Origin of the sequence: Chromohalobacter sp. 296-RDG, from assembly GCF_029889885.1 — a bacterium.
In the GTDB taxonomy this organism is placed as follows: Bacteria; Pseudomonadota; Gammaproteobacteria; order Pseudomonadales; family Halomonadaceae; genus Chromohalobacter.
Genome location: NZ_JARANY010000053.1, coordinates 1 through 17,333 on the forward strand (window position 1 = coordinate 1; position 17,333 = coordinate 17,333).

At 54.9% G+C, this 17,333-nt stretch carries 11 protein-coding genes and 1 tRNA gene; 10 read left to right on the plus strand and 2 right to left on the minus strand.

Going from position 1 to position 17,333, the window contains the following annotated elements:
- Window positions 1–54 precede the first annotated feature (54 nt).
- From OP495_RS14030 to OP495_RS14040, 3 genes are all read left to right on the plus strand, one after another.
- A tRNA-Ile gene (locus OP495_RS14030) sits at window positions 55–131 on the plus strand.
- Between the two features lie 97 nt (window positions 132–228).
- Complete coding sequence (locus OP495_RS14035; protein ID WP_280570131.1) at window positions 229–1,290, plus strand: site-specific integrase; 1,062 nt, start codon at window positions 229–231, stop codon at window positions 1,288–1,290.
- A gap of 70 nt (window positions 1,291–1,360) precedes the next feature.
- Window positions 1,361–1,690, plus strand: a complete 330-nt coding sequence (locus OP495_RS14040) for a hypothetical protein (protein WP_280570134.1) — start codon at window positions 1,361–1,363, stop codon at window positions 1,688–1,690.
- A 37-nt stretch (window positions 1,691–1,727) separates the two neighbouring features.
- Here the strand turns inward: OP495_RS14040 and OP495_RS14045 are convergent, their stop codons facing one another.
- Window positions 1,728–2,630, minus strand: a complete 903-nt coding sequence (locus OP495_RS14045; protein ID WP_280570136.1) for a hypothetical protein — start codon at window positions 2,628–2,630, stop codon at window positions 1,728–1,730.
- Between the two features lie 121 nt (window positions 2,631–2,751).
- Here OP495_RS14045 and OP495_RS14050 point away from each other — a divergent pair, with 121 nt between their 5' ends.
- The 4 genes from OP495_RS14050 to OP495_RS14065 all read left to right on the plus strand — a co-directional run bounded on the left by OP495_RS14050 (window position 2,752) and on the right by OP495_RS14065 (window position 5,087).
- A complete protein-coding gene (locus OP495_RS14050) occupies window positions 2,752–2,982 on the plus strand; it encodes a plasmid-related protein (RefSeq protein WP_071232636.1) in 231 nt (76 codons plus the stop codon).
- Window positions 2,983–2,986: 4 nt separating this feature from the next.
- Window positions 2,987–3,739, plus strand: a complete 753-nt coding sequence (locus OP495_RS14055; protein ID WP_280570142.1) for a helix-turn-helix domain-containing protein — start codon at window positions 2,987–2,989, stop codon at window positions 3,737–3,739.
- A 10-nt stretch (window positions 3,740–3,749) separates the two neighbouring features.
- Entirely contained in the window at window positions 3,750–4,235 is a 486-nt protein-coding gene (locus OP495_RS14060) for a hypothetical protein (RefSeq protein WP_280570144.1), read from the plus strand.
- A 504-nt stretch (window positions 4,236–4,739) separates the two neighbouring features.
- Entirely contained in the window at window positions 4,740–5,087 is a 348-nt protein-coding gene (locus OP495_RS14065) for a conjugal transfer protein TraJ (protein ID WP_280570146.1), read from the plus strand.
- 93 nt (window positions 5,088–5,180) lie between these two features.
- Here the strand turns inward: OP495_RS14065 and OP495_RS14070 are convergent, their stop codons facing one another.
- On the minus strand, window positions 5,181–6,284 hold the full coding sequence (locus OP495_RS14070) for a hypothetical protein (RefSeq protein ID WP_280570148.1): 1,104 nt from the start codon (window positions 6,282–6,284) through the stop codon (window positions 5,181–5,183).
- A 497-nt stretch (window positions 6,285–6,781) separates the two neighbouring features.
- On the opposite strand from OP495_RS14070, the gene OP495_RS14075 reads away from it, so the two are divergent.
- The 3 genes from OP495_RS14075 to OP495_RS14085 all read left to right on the plus strand — a co-directional run bounded on the left by OP495_RS14075 (window position 6,782) and on the right by OP495_RS14085 (window position 16,297).
- The gene (locus OP495_RS14075) at window positions 6,782–9,673 is read left to right on the plus strand and encodes an SNF2-related protein (protein ID WP_280570151.1); all 2,892 of its coding nucleotides are present in this window, start codon (window positions 6,782–6,784) and stop codon (window positions 9,671–9,673) included.
- A gap of 61 nt (window positions 9,674–9,734) precedes the next feature.
- Window positions 9,735–13,019: a site-specific DNA-methyltransferase gene (locus OP495_RS14080; RefSeq protein WP_280570152.1), complete on the plus strand. Its 3,285-nt coding sequence runs from the start codon at window positions 9,735–9,737 to the stop codon at window positions 13,017–13,019.
- A gap of 2 nt (window positions 13,020–13,021) precedes the next feature.
- The gene (locus tag OP495_RS14085; protein ID WP_280570155.1) at window positions 13,022–16,297 is read left to right on the plus strand and encodes a DEAD/DEAH box helicase family protein; all 3,276 of its coding nucleotides are present in this window, start codon (window positions 13,022–13,024) and stop codon (window positions 16,295–16,297) included.
- Window positions 16,298–17,333: the final 1,036 nt, after the last annotated feature.

Sequence of the window (17,333 nt, forward strand, 5' to 3'; positions counted from 1 at the left end):
ATCACCCCTAGTCTCGTTTATCGGCATCCGCTATGATACTGCCCCGTTGCGTCAGGGCCTATAGCTCAGTTGGTTAGAGCAGGGGACTCATAATCCCTTGGTCGGCGGTTCGAGTCCGCCTGGGCCCACCAATAAAATCAGCAATTTACGAACTCTCTTTGGTGAGTCCCATAGTCCAAGGGTACAGTTTCGGTACAGTGCCGATCCTTCAGCCCCCTGGAGACTTTCATGGCCACCATCGTCAAGACCCCTGCCGGTAGTTGGAAAGCCGTCATCCGCAAGACCGGCTGGCCCACCACCGCCAAGACCTTCCGCACCAAGCGTGACGCCCAAGATTGGGCACGCCGCACCGAAGACGAAATGGTGCGTGGCGTCTATATCCAGCGCAGTGCCTCGGAGCGCATGACGCTCGAAGCGGCACTCAAGCGCTACCTCGCGGACGTTACCCCTACCAAGAAGCCCAGCACCCAGAAAAGCGAGCACCACAAAGCGCGCATGTTGATTGAGCACCTGGGCAAGTATTCCCTTGCGGCCCTGACGCCGGAACTGATCGCCAACTACCGCGACACGCGACTCAACAGCTTGGGGCGCCGGGGACAGCCTATCAGCGCCAATACCGTGCGCTTGGAACTCGCCTTGCTCGGCCACCTCTACACCGTGGCCATCCAGGAGTGGGGCTTGGGCCTGACCTACAACCCTGTTCAGAATATTCGCAAACCCAGCCCGGGGGAGGGGCGCGACCGGCGCCTGAGCCCCGACGAGGAGAAGCGCCTTTTCGCCGTGCTACGACAGCACAGCAACCCTATGCTGGCCTGGATCGCCAGAATTGCCTTGGAGACGGGCATGCGATCGTCGGAGATCCTTACCCTCACTCGCTCCCAGGTAGACGTGAAACGCCGTGTGGTGCGCCTCACCGACACCAAGAACAACGAAGCTCGCCTGGTGCCGCTCACCCAGGCCGCCACCGAGGTGTTCAAGCAGGCGCTGAACAATCCGGTGCGACCGCTAGACTGCGACCTAGTGTTTTTCGGCGAGCCTGGCAGGGACGGAAAGCGCGGCCCCTATGCCTACACCAAGCTCTGGAACCAGGCGAAGAAGCAGGCCAGGCTCGATGACTTCCGCTTTCACGACTTACGCCATGAGGCCGTCAGCCGGCTGGTTGAGGCCGGTCTGTCTGACCAGGAAGTGGCGGCGATCAGCGGGCACAAGTCGATGCAGATGCTGCGGCGGTATACCCATCTGAGGGCAGAGGACTTGGTCTCGAAGCTGGACAGGCTAGTGGAAGAGTGAGACACCACTACCTGGGAAGCGCTGACGATTTACTATTGTCCAAGATGGTGTGAGCGAGAGGGTGGGAAAGATGCCGATTTTGAATATTAAGAAACTGGATTATGGTAAGATCTACGAAGCCTATAAACTGGCCCCGTATCCCGACAAGCAGGCTCTGCTTAGAGAGACCAATGAGAAGTTTGGGCTTGACTTTGACCCGGAAGAGATTTTGGAAATGATCATCGATGAGATAAATGAAAAGCTATCCGATGATGATCGGCTTCTGGAAGTAACGAAGAGTCTCTACCTCAAGTGGAATGAGATTGCCGGGAAACTGAAAGAGGCTGGTTTTTCCGAGCAAGCGAAGTTGATGGTTCCGGCGATCGAGGAATGTGGCTATGATACTGATGGGCTGGGCTAAGGCCTGCTATTAATGCGAGGTTGTGTGTTAGTCATGGCTAGCCTGGATGGGCTTGGTCGAAGCTTTCCCACACGGTCAAGTCCTCTGGATCAATGGGGTAGCTGGAAGTTCTAATCTCCTTCCAAAAGGTGATGAAACTTTCGGTTTTCTTCTTTATTTTTAAGATGCTTTGCCTGGAGGTCCCCAATCTCCGGGCTATCTCTGATTGAGAGAAGCCTTCCAGGAGAAAGTCCATAACAGAAATATCTTTATTTCGGATGTGGAGCTTGGTCATCCTGTAAGCTACCCACCGTGAATGTTGGCGTTGTTCAAAATCCTTGATGTTGTAGTAATAGCCTGTCCTGGTGATGGTGCGTAGATTAACGTAGAAAGCTTGTCTGTTGTTATGATCTGTTCTGTACAGTGAGTAGGGGTCTCGCGGATCATGGTCTGCACAAAACCTATCACTTTTTAGGCTGAAATTTTCTCCTGAGTCTAGTTCTTTTTGTGCTTGGCTTTCTTTCCAGCATAGTTCGCAGAATGGCGTCCTTCCTCCTTTCCTGTACTGTGAGGTTAAGGTCTTTGAGTAAAAAAACGTTGATGTGCTTTTAGGGGGGGTTAGATGACAAAAAAGGAGTAGGTTTCTCAACGTGTCAATGTCTGGTGTTGGTATGCTACCACGGTACCTCTTATACCTCTGGCTGATGTACAGGTCAGCCTCGCTGGGCCCCTTGCTTTTACAGAATACCGAGAAGCTTTCACCTTGGAAAAAGTCTTCTGCCCCTTTGTTGTTTAGCCATTGCTCAATCGGTTTGTCGAAGTGATTCCGCAGTAGAGACCATATAGACCATCGCCTAGAATTGGTGGTGTATGACTTCGTGACATTGTCACGAAAACATTTCATAGCTCCCTCAAGCTCTTCTGAGCAGCCTTCGATGGGCTCCAGTTCCTCAAGGTCCATCCAGTCGGCTCCTAGTGGTCATTGTTTGGCCATGTCAACCAAATTTACATATACGGTTCCTTTCTTTCAAGTATTTTGGGGCTAGATTACGCAAACCAACGTAATCAATGGATACTGAGAGATGGAAGATACCAAGGTTGCTATCGAACGTTCTCTACTCGACAAGTATGGCCCTCTTATCAGCTTGGGACAGTTGGCAGAACTGCTGCACCGTAGTCCGGATGGTCTCCGAATTGCGATCAACCAGTCGCATGACTATGCCTACGAGATCAAGAAGGCCCGAGTCAGAATTGGTCGCAGGGTGTATTTCCGCACTCCGCAAATTGCTGAGTACATCGCCTCGGCCGAGTGAAGCCATGAGTTACCGCGCTCTTGAGTGGGCCATGGAGGTCACTTTGGCACCGGCCACCAAGATGATCCTCGTGGTCCTTGCATGGCATGCCGATGACGACGGCATTTGTTGGCCCAGCGTGTCAACGATTGCACGTAAGAGCGGTTCTTCGACAAGGACCGTAAGGAGAGCCATAAAAACGATGGTTAATCAGGGTGTTATGGAAATAAGGCCAGGTTACGAAAGGCGCGGTAGACAAACGTCGAACACTTATCGTCTCTCTGTGGATAAAGCCCCTGACAATTTGTCACCCCTAGGGGTGACAGAATGTCAGGGGGAGGGTGACACAGCTGTGTCACCCCTAGAACTAACAGAGGAAGTAAAAAAGGAAGTGGGCAGCAGGCCTGTGGATAAGTGCGGTGGTGCAGCAGGGCAGCAACCATCTGGAGCAAAGCTCTACCCTGAGACACCAGAAGCGCTTAGGAGCGGTGAGAGGGCCCTGGTGGCTCGCTTGCTGGATGAGGTATCCGAGGAAGATGCCGTTTTATTGATTGATGAATTGAGCGGGGCGTTACGGGCGGGAGCGATCAGTGGTTCACCTGTGCGGTGGTTTGAAGGGCTTTTGCGAAAATATCGAATGGGAAAGTTTGAGCAGCACTACACCTTTTTTGAAACGGTTGATTCCAAAGGCGAAAAATTGAGGGTGAGTCGGAATGAGTCTTTGGAAGGAAGGCTGGGGTTTTTGAAAGTCAAAGAGAAGCTGGTATCTGGAGATTAAGAGGTGACGTATGAAAGATCGTGAGCCCTCTAAGGGGAAAGGGTGGAGAGATTCCGATGATGCTCCTGAACTTGATGAGAAATGGCTTGAGGGTGCACATTGGTATCTTGGCGATCAGCTGATAAGGAAAGGGCGTGGTCGTCCGCCGCTTGATAAACCTGATGAAGTGCTGGGTGAGGTGATTAGTGGTGGTGCTAGCTATGAAGATAAGTTGGTCGACCATGGTATCCCGGCACTTGTAAATTTGATCAATGTGGCTCAAGGGCATAGCGGGCAGTCTCACCACCTCCGTCGATTACTTCTTGGTGTATATAACGGTGATGAGTGGCCATTCGAGTTGCAGCGTCTTAGAGCTTTGGATAGAAAACTCCAAATTGACAGTCTTCTGGTTGTCGCTCTTGCCACCTTCAGTCCCTATGAGGTTCATACGCTTGTCAAAGATGGAGACTTAGTGATGAAGGAGTTCTGGCGGCGTGAAAGTGGCCAAGAGGGCTGAGTCGCCAACGGCCAGGGCCGGGGCGCTATCCACCAGCTAGGGCTGCCTGTGCATGTGTCAATGCCTCTACGTGTCCTGTAAGCGGCTGTGAGGAGAGATATAGAAGTGGGAAGGGGGAGAGGCATAGGGTAGGGCTTGAAATCGTCTCAGGAGGCTTTTGAGGCGAATTGAGGGCTGCTAGGCATCTCATTTGGCGTTCAAAAAGCTGCGAAGCAGCAGCTGCGTGACGACTCATAGCTAAGCGATGCTGCATTTTACTTCATTTTGAGAGATTTTATTTCATTTTGTCTCATTCTAGTTCATTTGCGGGATCCGGGCCCGAAATGAAGCAGAGTGAAGCAAAATGTGTGATGGGCCAATGGCAGGATGTGCATTGTAGGCCTACGCCGCAAGCGGCTAGCCAACAATGCAATGCGCTCACTCGCCCTCGGGCTCGACGCTATCCTGCTCTGCGAGGCTGAGCGGCTACCGCCGCTGGAGAGTAGATCAACTATGGAGATGATGATGAGAAGTCAGACACGCATAAGAAAGCAGTGCATCAAAGTATGGGTGGATGAGCGAGAGAAAGAACAAATCGAAGATAACGCCAAAGGATGTAATCACAGTGCATCATCGTTCCTGCGGAACTTGGGGATGGGGTACATGCCCAAGTCGATGATTGATCATAAGGCGGTGAGCGATCTGATGCAGCTCAATGGTGATTTAGGCAGACTTGGCGGCTTGTTGAAAATGCTGTTGTCAAATGAGGAGAATTTTGTTGGTCATGAGGGAAGGATGGTCGAGGTTGCGAAGCTGTTGAGTGGGATGGAAGATATAAGGAGTGATATAAGAGATAAGGTTAGATCTTTGTGAAATAGTTGAATAGATTCGGTGTAATGAAATGTGGTGTTTAAGCGAAGCGCCCAGGGATAGCGTCAAATAAGTTGGGCGCCCGCCATCTAGGTGTTATGAATCGCCTATTTTCCAGGCCTGCTTCAAGCGTGTCACGGTATGTTCCCATTTCGGTGCCGTGGGTTTGCAGACCGTATTTTGGTTGCCGAAAAGGCCTACCTCGCTGAATGCCTGCGATGCAGGAAATGAGGCGATCCAGCGGACCGGCACGAGATATTCCGCTGCTTCCTCGTCGTCTTCATCGGTCGCCCGGTGGATCTGCGGATACTCGGTGGCTGTTGTGAGATCCTGGAGTTGCTGACTTCCCTGATCGGTTTGCACCGTGAAATGGTCGCCTCGGCAACGCTCACCAGTCACTTCGGCCACGCCTACATATCCGGTCTTGGGGATGTTGACCCAGACCCGGTCCCCCTCCGAGAGCATGGCGAGGGTCTTCGAGTACCAGGCCGCCCCGCCGCCGGCGATGAAGCCATAGCGACGTGCCAGCTCCCAGGGGCGGTTATCGCCGAAGGAAGCGTAGAACTCGCCGTTCCAGGGCTCCTTGCGTGTCTTTCGGGCGGCTGGCTGGGATGGCTCGTCCGGATCGATCATCCAGGCGCGGCTCAGATAATGGTTGCCCTGATCCTCGAAGGCGGCGAAGAACATGGCGTTGATCGAGAGCTGGGCATGCTCGTTGAGGTAGTTGATGATGCGTTCGCTGCTGGCATCGAGCTGGGTGGCCACCACCACTAGCTGGTGATTCTCGTTGAGGGTGACACTGTCCAGCGTGATGCCGAACTTGACCTCGAACGCTTCCTCGAGAGACGCGTGAGGGCGCCGATAGCGTTCGGCGAAGGCCTGGTAGATCTCGATCAGCTGGTAGTCGGCCAGGGTGACGACCCATGAGGCATAGTCGATGGCCTGAGCCACCACGTCGCGGGGCGTCTTGTCGCGCTTGAGTTCGATGACGATGACCGTGCCGTTGGCATCGATCGCTATCAGATCGATCAGCTTGTCGAAGCCGGTGCGTACCTGCCGGCCGATCAGCAGCCAGTCCCGATTGAGGATCGAGACATCCTGCATGATCTGCTTTTCCAGCTGCCCCTCGTCGGCGAGCCCCGTGGGCCGCAGCTTCTGTGGCATGTCGCCCAGCCTCCAGATTCCTTGCTCGATGGCCATCCACGTGCCTCCTTGCTGTCCGGTTGAGAAAGGTATTGCCTCTTTAGGGGCAGTACTCTGAATCGCTTAGTGTAATGCCTCAAGGGATGTCTGCTGTTGCTGGGCAAGAGAGTAGGTCACGTGTATGACCGACACAGAAAGGATGGCCGCTATCCTTCAGCGGAGCAGCAGGCTCGACAGGGCATGTGGCTACAGCCTGGGCTGCAGCAGCGGCCCTGGGAGTGGTGGGGACACATGGTGGTGTAGAGTTCGCTTGTAGTGCATTATGCAGTACATTAAGACGTGTTTTTGATTTGGGGTATCACCATGTCCGCTAACAAGACCAGCACGCTCACCGTGCGTCTGGAGCCGTGCCTAAAAGAAGCACTCCGTTTAGCTGCTAACAAGCAGCACCGCTCCATTGCTAACATGGTGGAGGTGCTCATTAGGGAGCATTGCGGGCGCAACGGCATTGGTATACCCGGGCACAAAGAGCGGTCGGCTACGAAAGACCACACATGACGATCACGGCTCACCACACCAAGTACTATGCCTATGATCTGACGCGCCAGGCACCGCCGGGCGCGACGGATCAGCTTTCCATGTCGCTGTTTGACGCCTCGGTCGACCTAAACCCTCATCAGATCGAGGCAGCCATGTTTGCGCTGCAGTCGCCGCTTTCCGACGGCGTGGTGCTGGCCGATGAAGTCGGCCTGGGCAAGACAATCGAGGCCGGCATCGTGCTGTGCCAACGTTGGGCCGAGCGGCGCCGTCGCCTGTTGGTGATCTGCCCGGCGGCCATCCGTAAGCAATGGGCGACCGAACTGCAGGAAAAATTCAATTTGCCCGCGGTGGTGATGGACTCGCGTGCCTACAAGCAATTTCAACAGCAGGGACAACCGCGGCCGTTCGAACAGCAGGCGGTGATTCTGGTCTCCTACCACTACGCGGCCCGGATGCAGGACGATCTGCGCATGGTGCCCTGGGACCTTGTAACCATCGACGAGGCCCACAAGCTGCGCAACGCCTATAGGCCCAGCAACAAAGTCGGGCAGGCCATCCGCTGGGCCACCGAAGGCCGTCGCAAATTACTGCTCACCGCAACGCCGTTGCAGAATAGCTTGATGGAGCTGTACGGGCTGGCCAGCCTGATCGACGACCACATCTTCGGCGATCCCAACGCCTTTCGTTCCCAATATGTCAATGCCGGCGGCGATCTGGATGGCCTGCGCCAGCGTCTGGCGGCCTTTTGCAAGCGTACCCTGCGCCAGGACGTGCTGGAGTATGTGCGCTACACCGAGCGTCGCGCACTCACTCAGCCCTTTCGGCCCACCGATGAGGAGCAAAAGCTCTACGACCGTATCTCAGCGTTTCTGCAACGGGACAACACCTACGCCATCCCAGACCGCCAGCGCCACCTGATCGTGCTGATTCTGCGCAAGCTGCTGGCCTCCAGCTCGCAGGCCATTGCCGGCACCCTGGAAAGCCTTCGTGACAGACTCATCGACTTGCGCGACAGCGAGCAACTGGAGTTGGACTGGAGCAACCAACTAATCGAGAGCGAGGAAATGGAATCCGAGCTGCTCGACGAGTGGCTCACGGCAGACGCCAATGGGGAACGCGACGACCAGACGCCGGACGAGCGCCCGGAGCCGAGCAAGCTGCGCGATGAAATCAGCGAAATCGACAGCTTGGCGCGACAAGCCCGCGCCATTGACGTGGATGCCAAATCCCGCGCGCTGCTCACGGCGTTGGAGGTTGGCTTTCAGGAAATGGTCCGGATCGGCGCTCGGGAAAAGGCGCTGATCTTCACCGAATCGCGTCGCACCCAGGCCTATCTGAAAGAGTACCTGGAGCAAAACGGCTACGCCGGCCAGGTGCTGCTGTTCAACGGCTCCAATGCTGGCCCCGAGGCCAAGGCTATCTACGAAGACTGGGTGCGTCGCAACCAAGACAACGGACGTGCCACCGGCTCGCGCGCCATCGACGCCCGTCTGGCTCTGGTCGAGCATTTCCGGGATAAAGCACAAATCATGATCGCCACTGAAGCGGCGGCCGAGGGCGTAAACCTGCAATTCTGCTCGCTGGTGATCAATTACGACCTGCCCTGGAACCCCCAGCGCATTGAGCAGCGCATCGGCCGCTGCCACCGCTACGGCCAGCAGCACGACGTCACCGTGGTCAACTTCCTCAACGAGCGCAACGAGGCCGATCAGCGCGTGCACGAGTTGCTGACCGAAAAATACAATCTGTTCAACGGCCTGTTCGGTGCCTCCGATGAAGTGCTCGGCCAACTCGAATCCGGCGTCGATTTTGAAAAGCGCATCCTGGCCATCTACCAGCAGTGCCGCACAGCCGAGCAAATCGAAACCGCCTTTCACCAGCTTCAGCAAGAGCTGGACGAACAGATCCAGGGCCGCATCGAGCAGACTCGCCAAACGCTGCTGGAGCATTTCGACGAAGATGTGCACGCCCGCTTGCGGCTGCGCCTGGAAGACGCTCAGGCCCAGCTCGACCGTGTGGGCCAGCGCTTCTGGAAGGTTACAGAGCACATTCTGGAGAGCTGTGCCCGGTTCGACGACGACAGCTTGGCCTTCGACCTCCACGAGCCGCCGACGCCCAACATCCGCAAGGGCCGCTACCACCTGATCTCCAAGACACGCACGGGTGACAAGGCCGGGACCCCGGACTATGGCTACTACCTGTACCGCCTGTCCCACCCGCTAGGTGAGCACGTCATCGAGTCCGCCAAACAGCAGGTCACGCCCACGGCGCATCTGCGTTTCGACATCACGGCTCATCCGGGGCGCGTTGCCTTGGTGGAAGCGCTCAAAGGGCGGTCCGGCTGGCTCACCCTGGCCCGGCTCACCATCGAATCCTTCGAGACCGAAGAATACCTCCTGTTCTCCGGCATCGGCGATGACGGCCGCTCACTGGACCACGAGACATGCACCAAGCTGTTTAATGTCGCCGCTGACAACCTGGGGCCGGTAGACTTGCCGGCCGATATCGAAGAGCGCCTGGCCGCCGAGCTGGCTCAGCATCAGCGCGCCACGGCGAATCGCTCGCTGGAAGCCAACAACCAACATTTCAACGCCGTCCGGGAGCGACTGGAGCAATGGGCGGAAGACAAGATGCTGGCCGCGGAAAAAACGCTGAAGGACATCAAGGAACAGATCAAAGCTCTGCGCCGACAGGCCCGACAGGCGGAGACGCTGGAAGAGCAGCACGATATTCAGGAGCGCCTAAAGCAGCTCGAACAGCGTCAGCGCAAGCAGCGCCGCGGCATCTTCAAGGTGGAAGACGAGATCGAGGACCAGCGCGATAATCTCATCGCTGCGCTGGAAAAGCGCCTGGCTCGTGACCAGCGTTGCGAACGGTTATTCACTGTGCGCTACAGCGTGGTATGACGCACAACAGGCGAAATCAGAAATGAAGAATCACCGGGAACATGAAAAGGACGAAACAAGCATGAGCCAGAACCCAGCCTTCGACAAACTGATCCGCCTTCTCAAGGAGCTGTTCCAGCTCGACCAGCCGGACCTGGACTTCGGGCTCTATCGCATCATGCATGCGCGTGCCGACGAAATTAGTCAGTTCCTCGACCAAGATCTATTACCCCAGGCGAAAGACGCCTTCAGCCAGTACCGTACCGCAGACAAGGCCGAGCTTGAAAAAGAGTTGCAACAGGCCATCGAACAGGCCAACGCCTTGGGCGTGGACCCAGAGGCCACTACCAAAGTCCAGGAGCTGCGCCAGAAGACCGCCGAACAGGGCGTGGACGTCATCGGCCTTGAGCAGGAAGTCTACGACCACCTGTACAAGTTCTTCCGCCGCTATTACCACGAGGGCGACTTTCTCGCCAAGCGAGTCTACAAGCCTGGCGTTTACGCCATCCCCTACGAGGGCGAGGAAGTGAAGTTGCACTGGGCCAATAAGGATCAGTACTACATCAAGACCAGCGAATACCTGCGCGACTACGCCTTCACCCTCAAGCCCGGCGCCGATGACCCCATGCGCGTGCACTTCCGACTGGTGGATGCCGCCGAAGGCGAGCACGGTAACGTCAAGGATGCTGAGGGCAACAACCGCATATTCACTTTGGCCAGCGAAGACTTCATCGCCCAAGAGGAGGGCGAATCAGGCCGCGAGCTGGTGATCCGCTTTGAGTATCGCCCGGCAACCATGGAAGATTGGAGCGAAGAAGCTAGGGCCAACGCCACCGCCGCGGCAAAAAAGAAGCCACCCACCCAGAAAGACCTGCGTGCGAACGCCGTACGCCACCTGCTGGCAGTGGAGGACGGTAGCCTGAAACCTTGGCTGGACGAGCTGGCCAAGCCGCACGTCAAGGCCGATGGAGAGCAGACCGACTACAGCCGGCTGGCAGCCCATCTTAATCGCTACACCGACCGCAATACCTTCGATTACTTCATCCACAAGGACCTGGGTGGCTTCCTGCGCCGGGAGCTGGACTTCTACATCAAGAACGAAGTCATGCACCTGGACGACATCGAAAGCGAAACTGCCCCCTGCGTGGAGCAGTACCTGTCCAAGATCAAGGTAATTCGCAAGATTGCCGGCAAGATCATCGATTTTTTGGAACAACTGGAGAATTTCCAGAAAAAGCTCTGGCTGAAGAAGAAGTTCATCACCGAGACCTCGTATTGCATCCGCATAGGCTGTATCCCAGAAGATTTCTATCCGGAAATCGCCACCAATGACGCGCAGCGGCGTGAGTGGGTCGAGCTACATGCCATTGATGAGTTGGAAGCGGAGCTGACGACGGTGGCCTATAGCGAGCCATTAACTGTGGAATTTCTGAAGGCGCATCCAACACTGATGATGGATACCCGGAATTTTGATAATGGTTTTTGTGAAAAGATTATCGAAATCATCGGGGGTATAGATGAAAATACGGATGGTGTCTTGATGCACGGTGAGAATCTTCATGCGCTTTCACTAGCCGAAAGAAAGCTATTAAAAAATATAGATTGTGTCTATCTCGACCCTCCTTACAATACGGAGCTAGATAGGGCGACAGGAAAATTTCTTTATAAAGATGATTATGAAAGATCGAGCTGGCTATCCTTGATGAACGATAGGTTAAGGAGGATGAGCTCGCTAATGGCTAGTGACGGTGTCATTTTTTCGAGTATAGATGAGCATGAAGTAGCTCATCTTTTTAAGCTGAAATCTGAAATATTTGCAGATAATGTCGGCATTTTTACATGGGTGAAGAAAAAGAAAGGAAGTCATCTTTCTCGCTCAATACGCGACATGACAGAGTATGTTTTAGCGTTTTCTAACGACAAGCAGAATTTGGAGCTTTATGGAGAGAAGGCCTACTCAGATAAAGCACAACCGCTAGCGAAACGTACCAACTCGGTAAAACGACTTCACTTTCCTGAGAATTGTGTTCGGACGGCATTGGAAGATGGCGTGTTTGAGGCAGGCCAATACGGGAAAGGGACTAGCGCGCTTTCGTTTGCCGAACCATTCAAAGTACAAGGGGGCATCGTAGTATCAAAAATTGTTGTAGATGGTCCGTTTGTTTGGGCTCAGGATAAACTCAATGAAGAGTTAGAGCTAGGGTCGGTGCCCTCGCTTTCAAAAAAGTTTGGACTCAATGTGCTTCGAGCAGGGCAAGACGATCGCGTCAAACGTCCATCAACCTTGTTAGATAAATCAGCCGATATTGGAACTAATGAGGACGCGAATTGTGAGCTTATTAATTTGTTTGGTCAGGAAGGGATGGCTTCTTACCCGAAGCCCGTATCGTTGTTGCAGTACTTGATTGGATCGAAAACCTATTTTGAAGCCGGAGCGACTGTTCTTGACGCGTTTTCGGGAAGCGGCTCGACCGGGCATGCGGTTATAAATCTCAACAGGGACGATGGTAAAAAGCGGAAATTCTTTCTCGTCGACATTAGCGCTCAGTTTGACCGAGTTTTGCTCTCGCGGCTTAAGAAAGTCGCGTTCTCGCCCGAGTGGAAGGAAGGTAAGCCGAAACGACTGGCTACCGCAGAGGAGGCTGAGCGAAGCCCCCGTATCATGAAAGTGATTCGCCTTGAATCCTACGAGGACACACTCAACAATCTAGAGCCGCGCCGCAGCGAAACCCAGAATGATTTGCTGGCCAACCAAGCGGCCCAGGGCATGGGCGGTCTACGCGAGCAGTATCTACTACGCTATTGGCTGGATGTGGAAACCCGGAGCAGCCAGTCCCTGCTTAATATCGGCGCCTTTACCGATCCCACCGCCTACAAGCTGAAGGTGAAGCGCCCAGGCAGCGAAGAGACTCGCGAGATCAATGTGGACCTGCTGGAGACCTTCAACTGGCTGATCGGCCTAACCTTGGAAACCATCGCCGCGCCGCAGACAGTGGCTGCCCAGTTCAAGCGAGATGACGACCCTGACCTGCCGGAGGACAACCCCCGCCGGCTGCTCTTGGATGGTCGCATCCGTGCAACCGACGAGGGGCGCTGGTGGTTCCGCACCGTCAACGGTACTACACCGGACGGGCGTAATACTCTTGTGATATGGCGCAAGCTCACTGGCGATCCGGAACAGGACAACCTTGTGCTGGACGAATGGTTCAGGAAGCAGGGCTACTCCAGCAAGGACAGAGAGTTCGACTTAATCTACGTCAACGGCGACAACAACCTGGAAAACCTACGCCAGCCCGACGACACCTGGAAGGTTCGTCTGATTGAGGAAGACTTCCACAGGCTGATGTTTGAAGAGGCGGAGGTTTAACCATGGTAGCACGCAAGCGCACAAAAAAGCCCCAGTTGCCTTTCGCCTACAAGTTGGTCTTAAACCAGTGGCTGTTCAGCTTATTCGGGCTGCCATCCTCGGACGGTTTTTTTACGTGGAACGGCAAGCGGCTACCGCTGCTGGAGGCCTTCAAGCAGAAGTTTCAGTTGAGCGAGGACAGTGCTGGCGGGCTGGATGAGAACAATATTCACCGTTTTCATCATGCGCTGACCAATCAGACTGATCCTCTGCCCAAGCTGCCGGATGACCTGCTGCTGCAGTACGACCAGAACATCGTGCGCCACACTCAGCGGCTTAACGAGCGCCGGCTTGCGCGAGGAGAGGAACCTATTGTCTGGAAGTATTTCCAGTACCTGTCGCTACTGTTCACCGAAATCTATCTGGACCGCTACTTTTCCGATGCGGATGCTTTGTTGGCGTCCATCAACGAACAGATCGAGCGCTTCAACGCCGAGGCGCTTAAGCCCGACCAAGTGCCCATGCTGGACCCAGACGGCGATGTCACCGGGCAGTTGAACAAACTGGCCTTCTGGAGCGCTACTGGCTCTGGCAAGACGCTGATAATGCATGCCAATATCCTGCAATATCAGCACTACCTGACCAAACATCGCCGGCGTCGCGGGCTGAACCGCATTATTCTTCTCACACCCAACGAAGGTCTGAGTCACCAGCACCTGCGAGAGTTCCAAGAAGCCGGTATCGAAGCCGAGCTGTTCGACAAGAACGGGCGCGGCCTGTTCGCTGGGCAGGCGGTAGAGATCATCGACATCAATAAGCTGCGCGATGAGATGGGTGACAAGACGGTCGCCGTTGACGCTTTCGAGAACAACAACCTGGTGTTGATCGATGAAGGGCACCGGGGCGCCAGTGCAGGTGAGACCGGAAGCTGGATGCGCTTTCGCAATGCCTTGTGCGAGCAGGGTTTCTCCTTCGAGTACTCGGCTACCTTTGGGCAGGCGGTTAAGAGCAGCTCGCCGCTCACGGCGCAGTACGCGCGCCGTGTGTTGTTCGACTACTCCTACAAGTACTTCTACGGCGACGGCTACGGTAAGGACTATCAGATCCTGAACTTGGATGCCCAGACCCAGGAAAACACCATGGACGTGTACCTGGTGGCATGCTTGCTCTCGTTTTTCCAGCAGTTGCGCTTGTACCAGGAGCAGTCCGTGGCCTGTCGGCCTTTCAATATCGAAAAACCGCTCTGGATCTTTGTGGGTGGCCGGGTGACGGCCTCGCTATCGAGCAAGGATGCGTCGGACATCGTCGAGATTCTTCGCTTTCTGGCCCGCTTTCTCGGCGATCGGGTCGGAAGCGTGGCGCGCATTCGACGGGTCCTGGAGGAGGGCCTAGTCGCTGCGGATGGACGCAACCTGTTTGCCGGGCGTTTTGCCTATCTCAACAGTCTGGGGCTCTCCGCCGAGCAGTTGTTCTATGAGATACAGACTAGTCTGTTCAATGCGGCTGGGGGCGGCGCACTGCACGTCGAAAACCTCAAGGGTGTGCCGGGGGAGATCGCTCTGCGCGTCGGCGATAACGAGCCTTTCGGCGTGATCAATGTGGGCGATGACAGCAAGTTGTGCACCTTGTGTGAAACTGAAGACGGGCTTCTGGTCGGCGAACGGGACTTCAAGGGTTCGTTGTTCCATTCGATCAATGCCCCGGACTCATCGATCAATATGCTGATCGGCTCGAAGAAGTTCACTGAGGGCTGGAGCAGTTGGCGTGTCAGCACCATGGGCCTGATGAACGTCGGCAAGAGCGAAGGCTCCCAGATCATCCAGCTGTTCGGTCGTGGCGTGCGCTTGAAAGGCTATGACCGCAGCCTGAAGCGCAGTGCACGAGTGAATCTTCCGGAGGACGTGGTCCGGCCGGCGCACCTGCCCACACTGGAAACACTGAACGTCTTCGGCATCAAGGCCGATTACATGGCCCAGTTCCACGAGTTCTTGGAAGAAGAGGGACTGCCGCCGAACGAAGAGCGTATCGAATTCCTGCTGCCGGTGATTCGCAACCTGGGGAAAAAGAAGCTAAAAACCATCCGCTTGAAGAAGACCATCAACGGCGTGCACACCGAGTTCGGCGATGCCTTCAAGAAGCTGGGGCCGGTGCCAACGCTGGCCAAACCCGAACCGTCGAAAGAAGCGGCAACCCGGTACCTGCAGACCAATCCAGTGGTGCTCAACTGGTACCCGAAGATCCAGGCGCTGCGCTCCAGCGGGGTTGGTGCTGTGGAAGAAGACCGGCAGCCGGATCAGCCCGTTCTGACTCAGAAGCACATTGCCTTTCTCGATCTGGACGCGCTCTATTTCGAGCTGCAACGCTTCAAGGCCGAGCGCGCCTGGCACAACCTGAACTTGCCACGCCACATGCTGCCCGAGCTGCTAGCGGATCCAAGCTGGTATCGTCTGCTCATTCCGGAATCCGAGCTGGCCTTCGATGCCTTTGAAAAGGTCCACCTGTGGCAGGAGCTGGCCGAGGCGCTGCTGAAAAAATACTGCGAGCGCTACTACTCCTTCCGTAAAAAGGAATGGGAGCTGCCGCATCTGGAATATCGCTACCTCGACGAAAGTGATCCCAACTTTCCCCGTGTCAGCGAGGAATTCCCGGAGGGTTATTATCGTGTTCTGGTGGAAGAATCCCAGACTGAAATCATCGAAAAGCTCAAGGAATTGAGGGCGAAGATTGATGCTGGCGAACTAAAATCATGGCAGTTCGGTGGCCTGAAGGCATTTACCTTTGCCCAGCACCTGTACGAGCCGCTGCTGCACCTGGCCGGCGGGGCGCTGGAAATTAGCCCCGTACCGTTGAACCAGGGCGAGCGCCAGTTCGTGGAGGACCTGAAAGCCTACTGTGACTCATCCCCTGTGCTGCTAGAGGGTAAGGAGCTCTATCTGCTGCGCAACCTTAGCAAGGGACGCGGCGTCGGTTTCTTTGAAGCGGGTAACTTCCACCCCGATTTTATTATCTGGCTTATCGCCGATGGGCAGGAGTACATTTCCTTTGTCGATCCAAAAGGGATTCGCAACTTGGGCGCCCAGGACCCGAAGATACAGTTCCACAGGAACATCAAGGAGATCGAAACGCGGCTCGGCGATCCAGCTGTAACCTTAAACAGTTTCGTGATTTCCAACACGCCGTCGCATGAAATGCACCTGCTTTGGAGTGTAGACAAAGCCCAAATGGAGGCCTGGAATATTTTGTTCCAAAAAGAGGATCAGGGTTCTTATATAGAAACAATGTTTAACAAGGTTTTGTAACGGCATTGTATGTGAGGTGATTTAATGTCCCATTGGTTTACGCACGTCTTATGCCGTGGGTGCCAGGGAATCCACCTGAACTCATAGAACAACATCAGCATTTTGGGCAACACGGTAGAGGTGGGAGGGCTAGTGTCGGTACCCTCCCGCTCTTTTGGCCAAAGTGAAGCAGAGAATGGGATACCGTCAGCTGACCAAGACCCAACGATACCAGTTTTACTCCCGTTCTAACTCGGGCAGCAACTAGCTCCACATTGGCAGAGATTTAAGCATCCATATCAGTACTATTAGCCGTGAACTGCGCCGCAACTACACCACCGGCGGCGCACTTCTTAGGAGCGGGTGAAGCGCTTGCCCGGCATGATTGCCGCCGTAGCCGAGTTGTGCAAGGTGATTAGAAAGCTAAATGACCGCCGCCGGAGGTGCCCAGACTACCGGACATCGGCTCAGGTATTCCTAGGGCATATTCAAGAGCACTGAACGCCGCAGATGCTGCTATTTTTTCTTGATTGATCAAGTCACATAAATCAGAGACTGATGTGGCCTTTGAAAATTGTAATACTTTATAGATCGACCGATGACGATCGATCGTGTGCCAGAGTTTCGAACCGATGTTACCAGATGCACTCCTTCATAGCGCGAAAGAAGAGCTCAAACAGCCCATTCCGATCCGGCGTGTAGGGCGTCATGAATTTCTGGGGCAATTCAAAATGCGCCATTTTCCGCCAAGATGGTCATGACCTCCCTGGTATGTAGCTATTGGCTCGCGTCACTGGCCGACTTGAGAGGTACGGTAGCGGTACACACACCAGCTTCGTGTGCTATCCTCAACCTTCACTAAGCTACTGATTCCAAAGAACTGTACCTTTCGCTCGTTTACGGTCGATTTTCCTAAGATATCAGTATCTTATTGATTTAAAAGCGAACTCATAATCCCTTGGTCGGCGGTTCAAGTCCGTCTGGGCCCACCATTCCCAATACCCTTCCCTCACATCTAGCGTGATACTCAAAGGCTGCCACTAACCACTACCTCCTG

Excerpts from the sequence above, each read along its gene's own strand:
- OP495_RS14035 (WP_280570131.1), top strand. The coding sequence starts at position 229 with ATGGCCACCATCGTCAAGACCCCTGCCGGTAGTTGGAAAGCCGTCATC.
- OP495_RS14040 (WP_280570134.1), top strand. The coding sequence starts at position 1,361 with ATGCCGATTTTGAATATTAAGAAACTGGATTATGGTAAGATCTACGAA.
- OP495_RS14045 (WP_280570136.1), bottom strand. The coding sequence starts at position 2,630 with ATGGACCTTGAGGAACTGGAGCCCATCGAAGGCTGCTCAGAAGAGCTT.
- OP495_RS14050 (WP_071232636.1), top strand. The coding sequence starts at position 2,752 with ATGGAAGATACCAAGGTTGCTATCGAACGTTCTCTACTCGACAAGTAT.
- OP495_RS14055 (WP_280570142.1), top strand. The coding sequence starts at position 2,987 with ATGAGTTACCGCGCTCTTGAGTGGGCCATGGAGGTCACTTTGGCACCG.
- OP495_RS14060 (WP_280570144.1), top strand. The coding sequence starts at position 3,750 with ATGAAAGATCGTGAGCCCTCTAAGGGGAAAGGGTGGAGAGATTCCGAT.
- OP495_RS14065 (WP_280570146.1), top strand. The coding sequence starts at position 4,740 with ATGAGAAGTCAGACACGCATAAGAAAGCAGTGCATCAAAGTATGGGTG.
- OP495_RS14070 (WP_280570148.1), bottom strand. The coding sequence starts at position 6,284 with ATGGCCATCGAGCAAGGAATCTGGAGGCTGGGCGACATGCCACAGAAG.
- OP495_RS14075 (WP_280570151.1), top strand. The coding sequence starts at position 6,782 with ATGACGATCACGGCTCACCACACCAAGTACTATGCCTATGATCTGACG.
- OP495_RS14080 (WP_280570152.1), top strand. The coding sequence starts at position 9,735 with ATGAGCCAGAACCCAGCCTTCGACAAACTGATCCGCCTTCTCAAGGAG.
- OP495_RS14085 (WP_280570155.1), top strand. The coding sequence starts at position 13,022 with ATGGTAGCACGCAAGCGCACAAAAAAGCCCCAGTTGCCTTTCGCCTAC.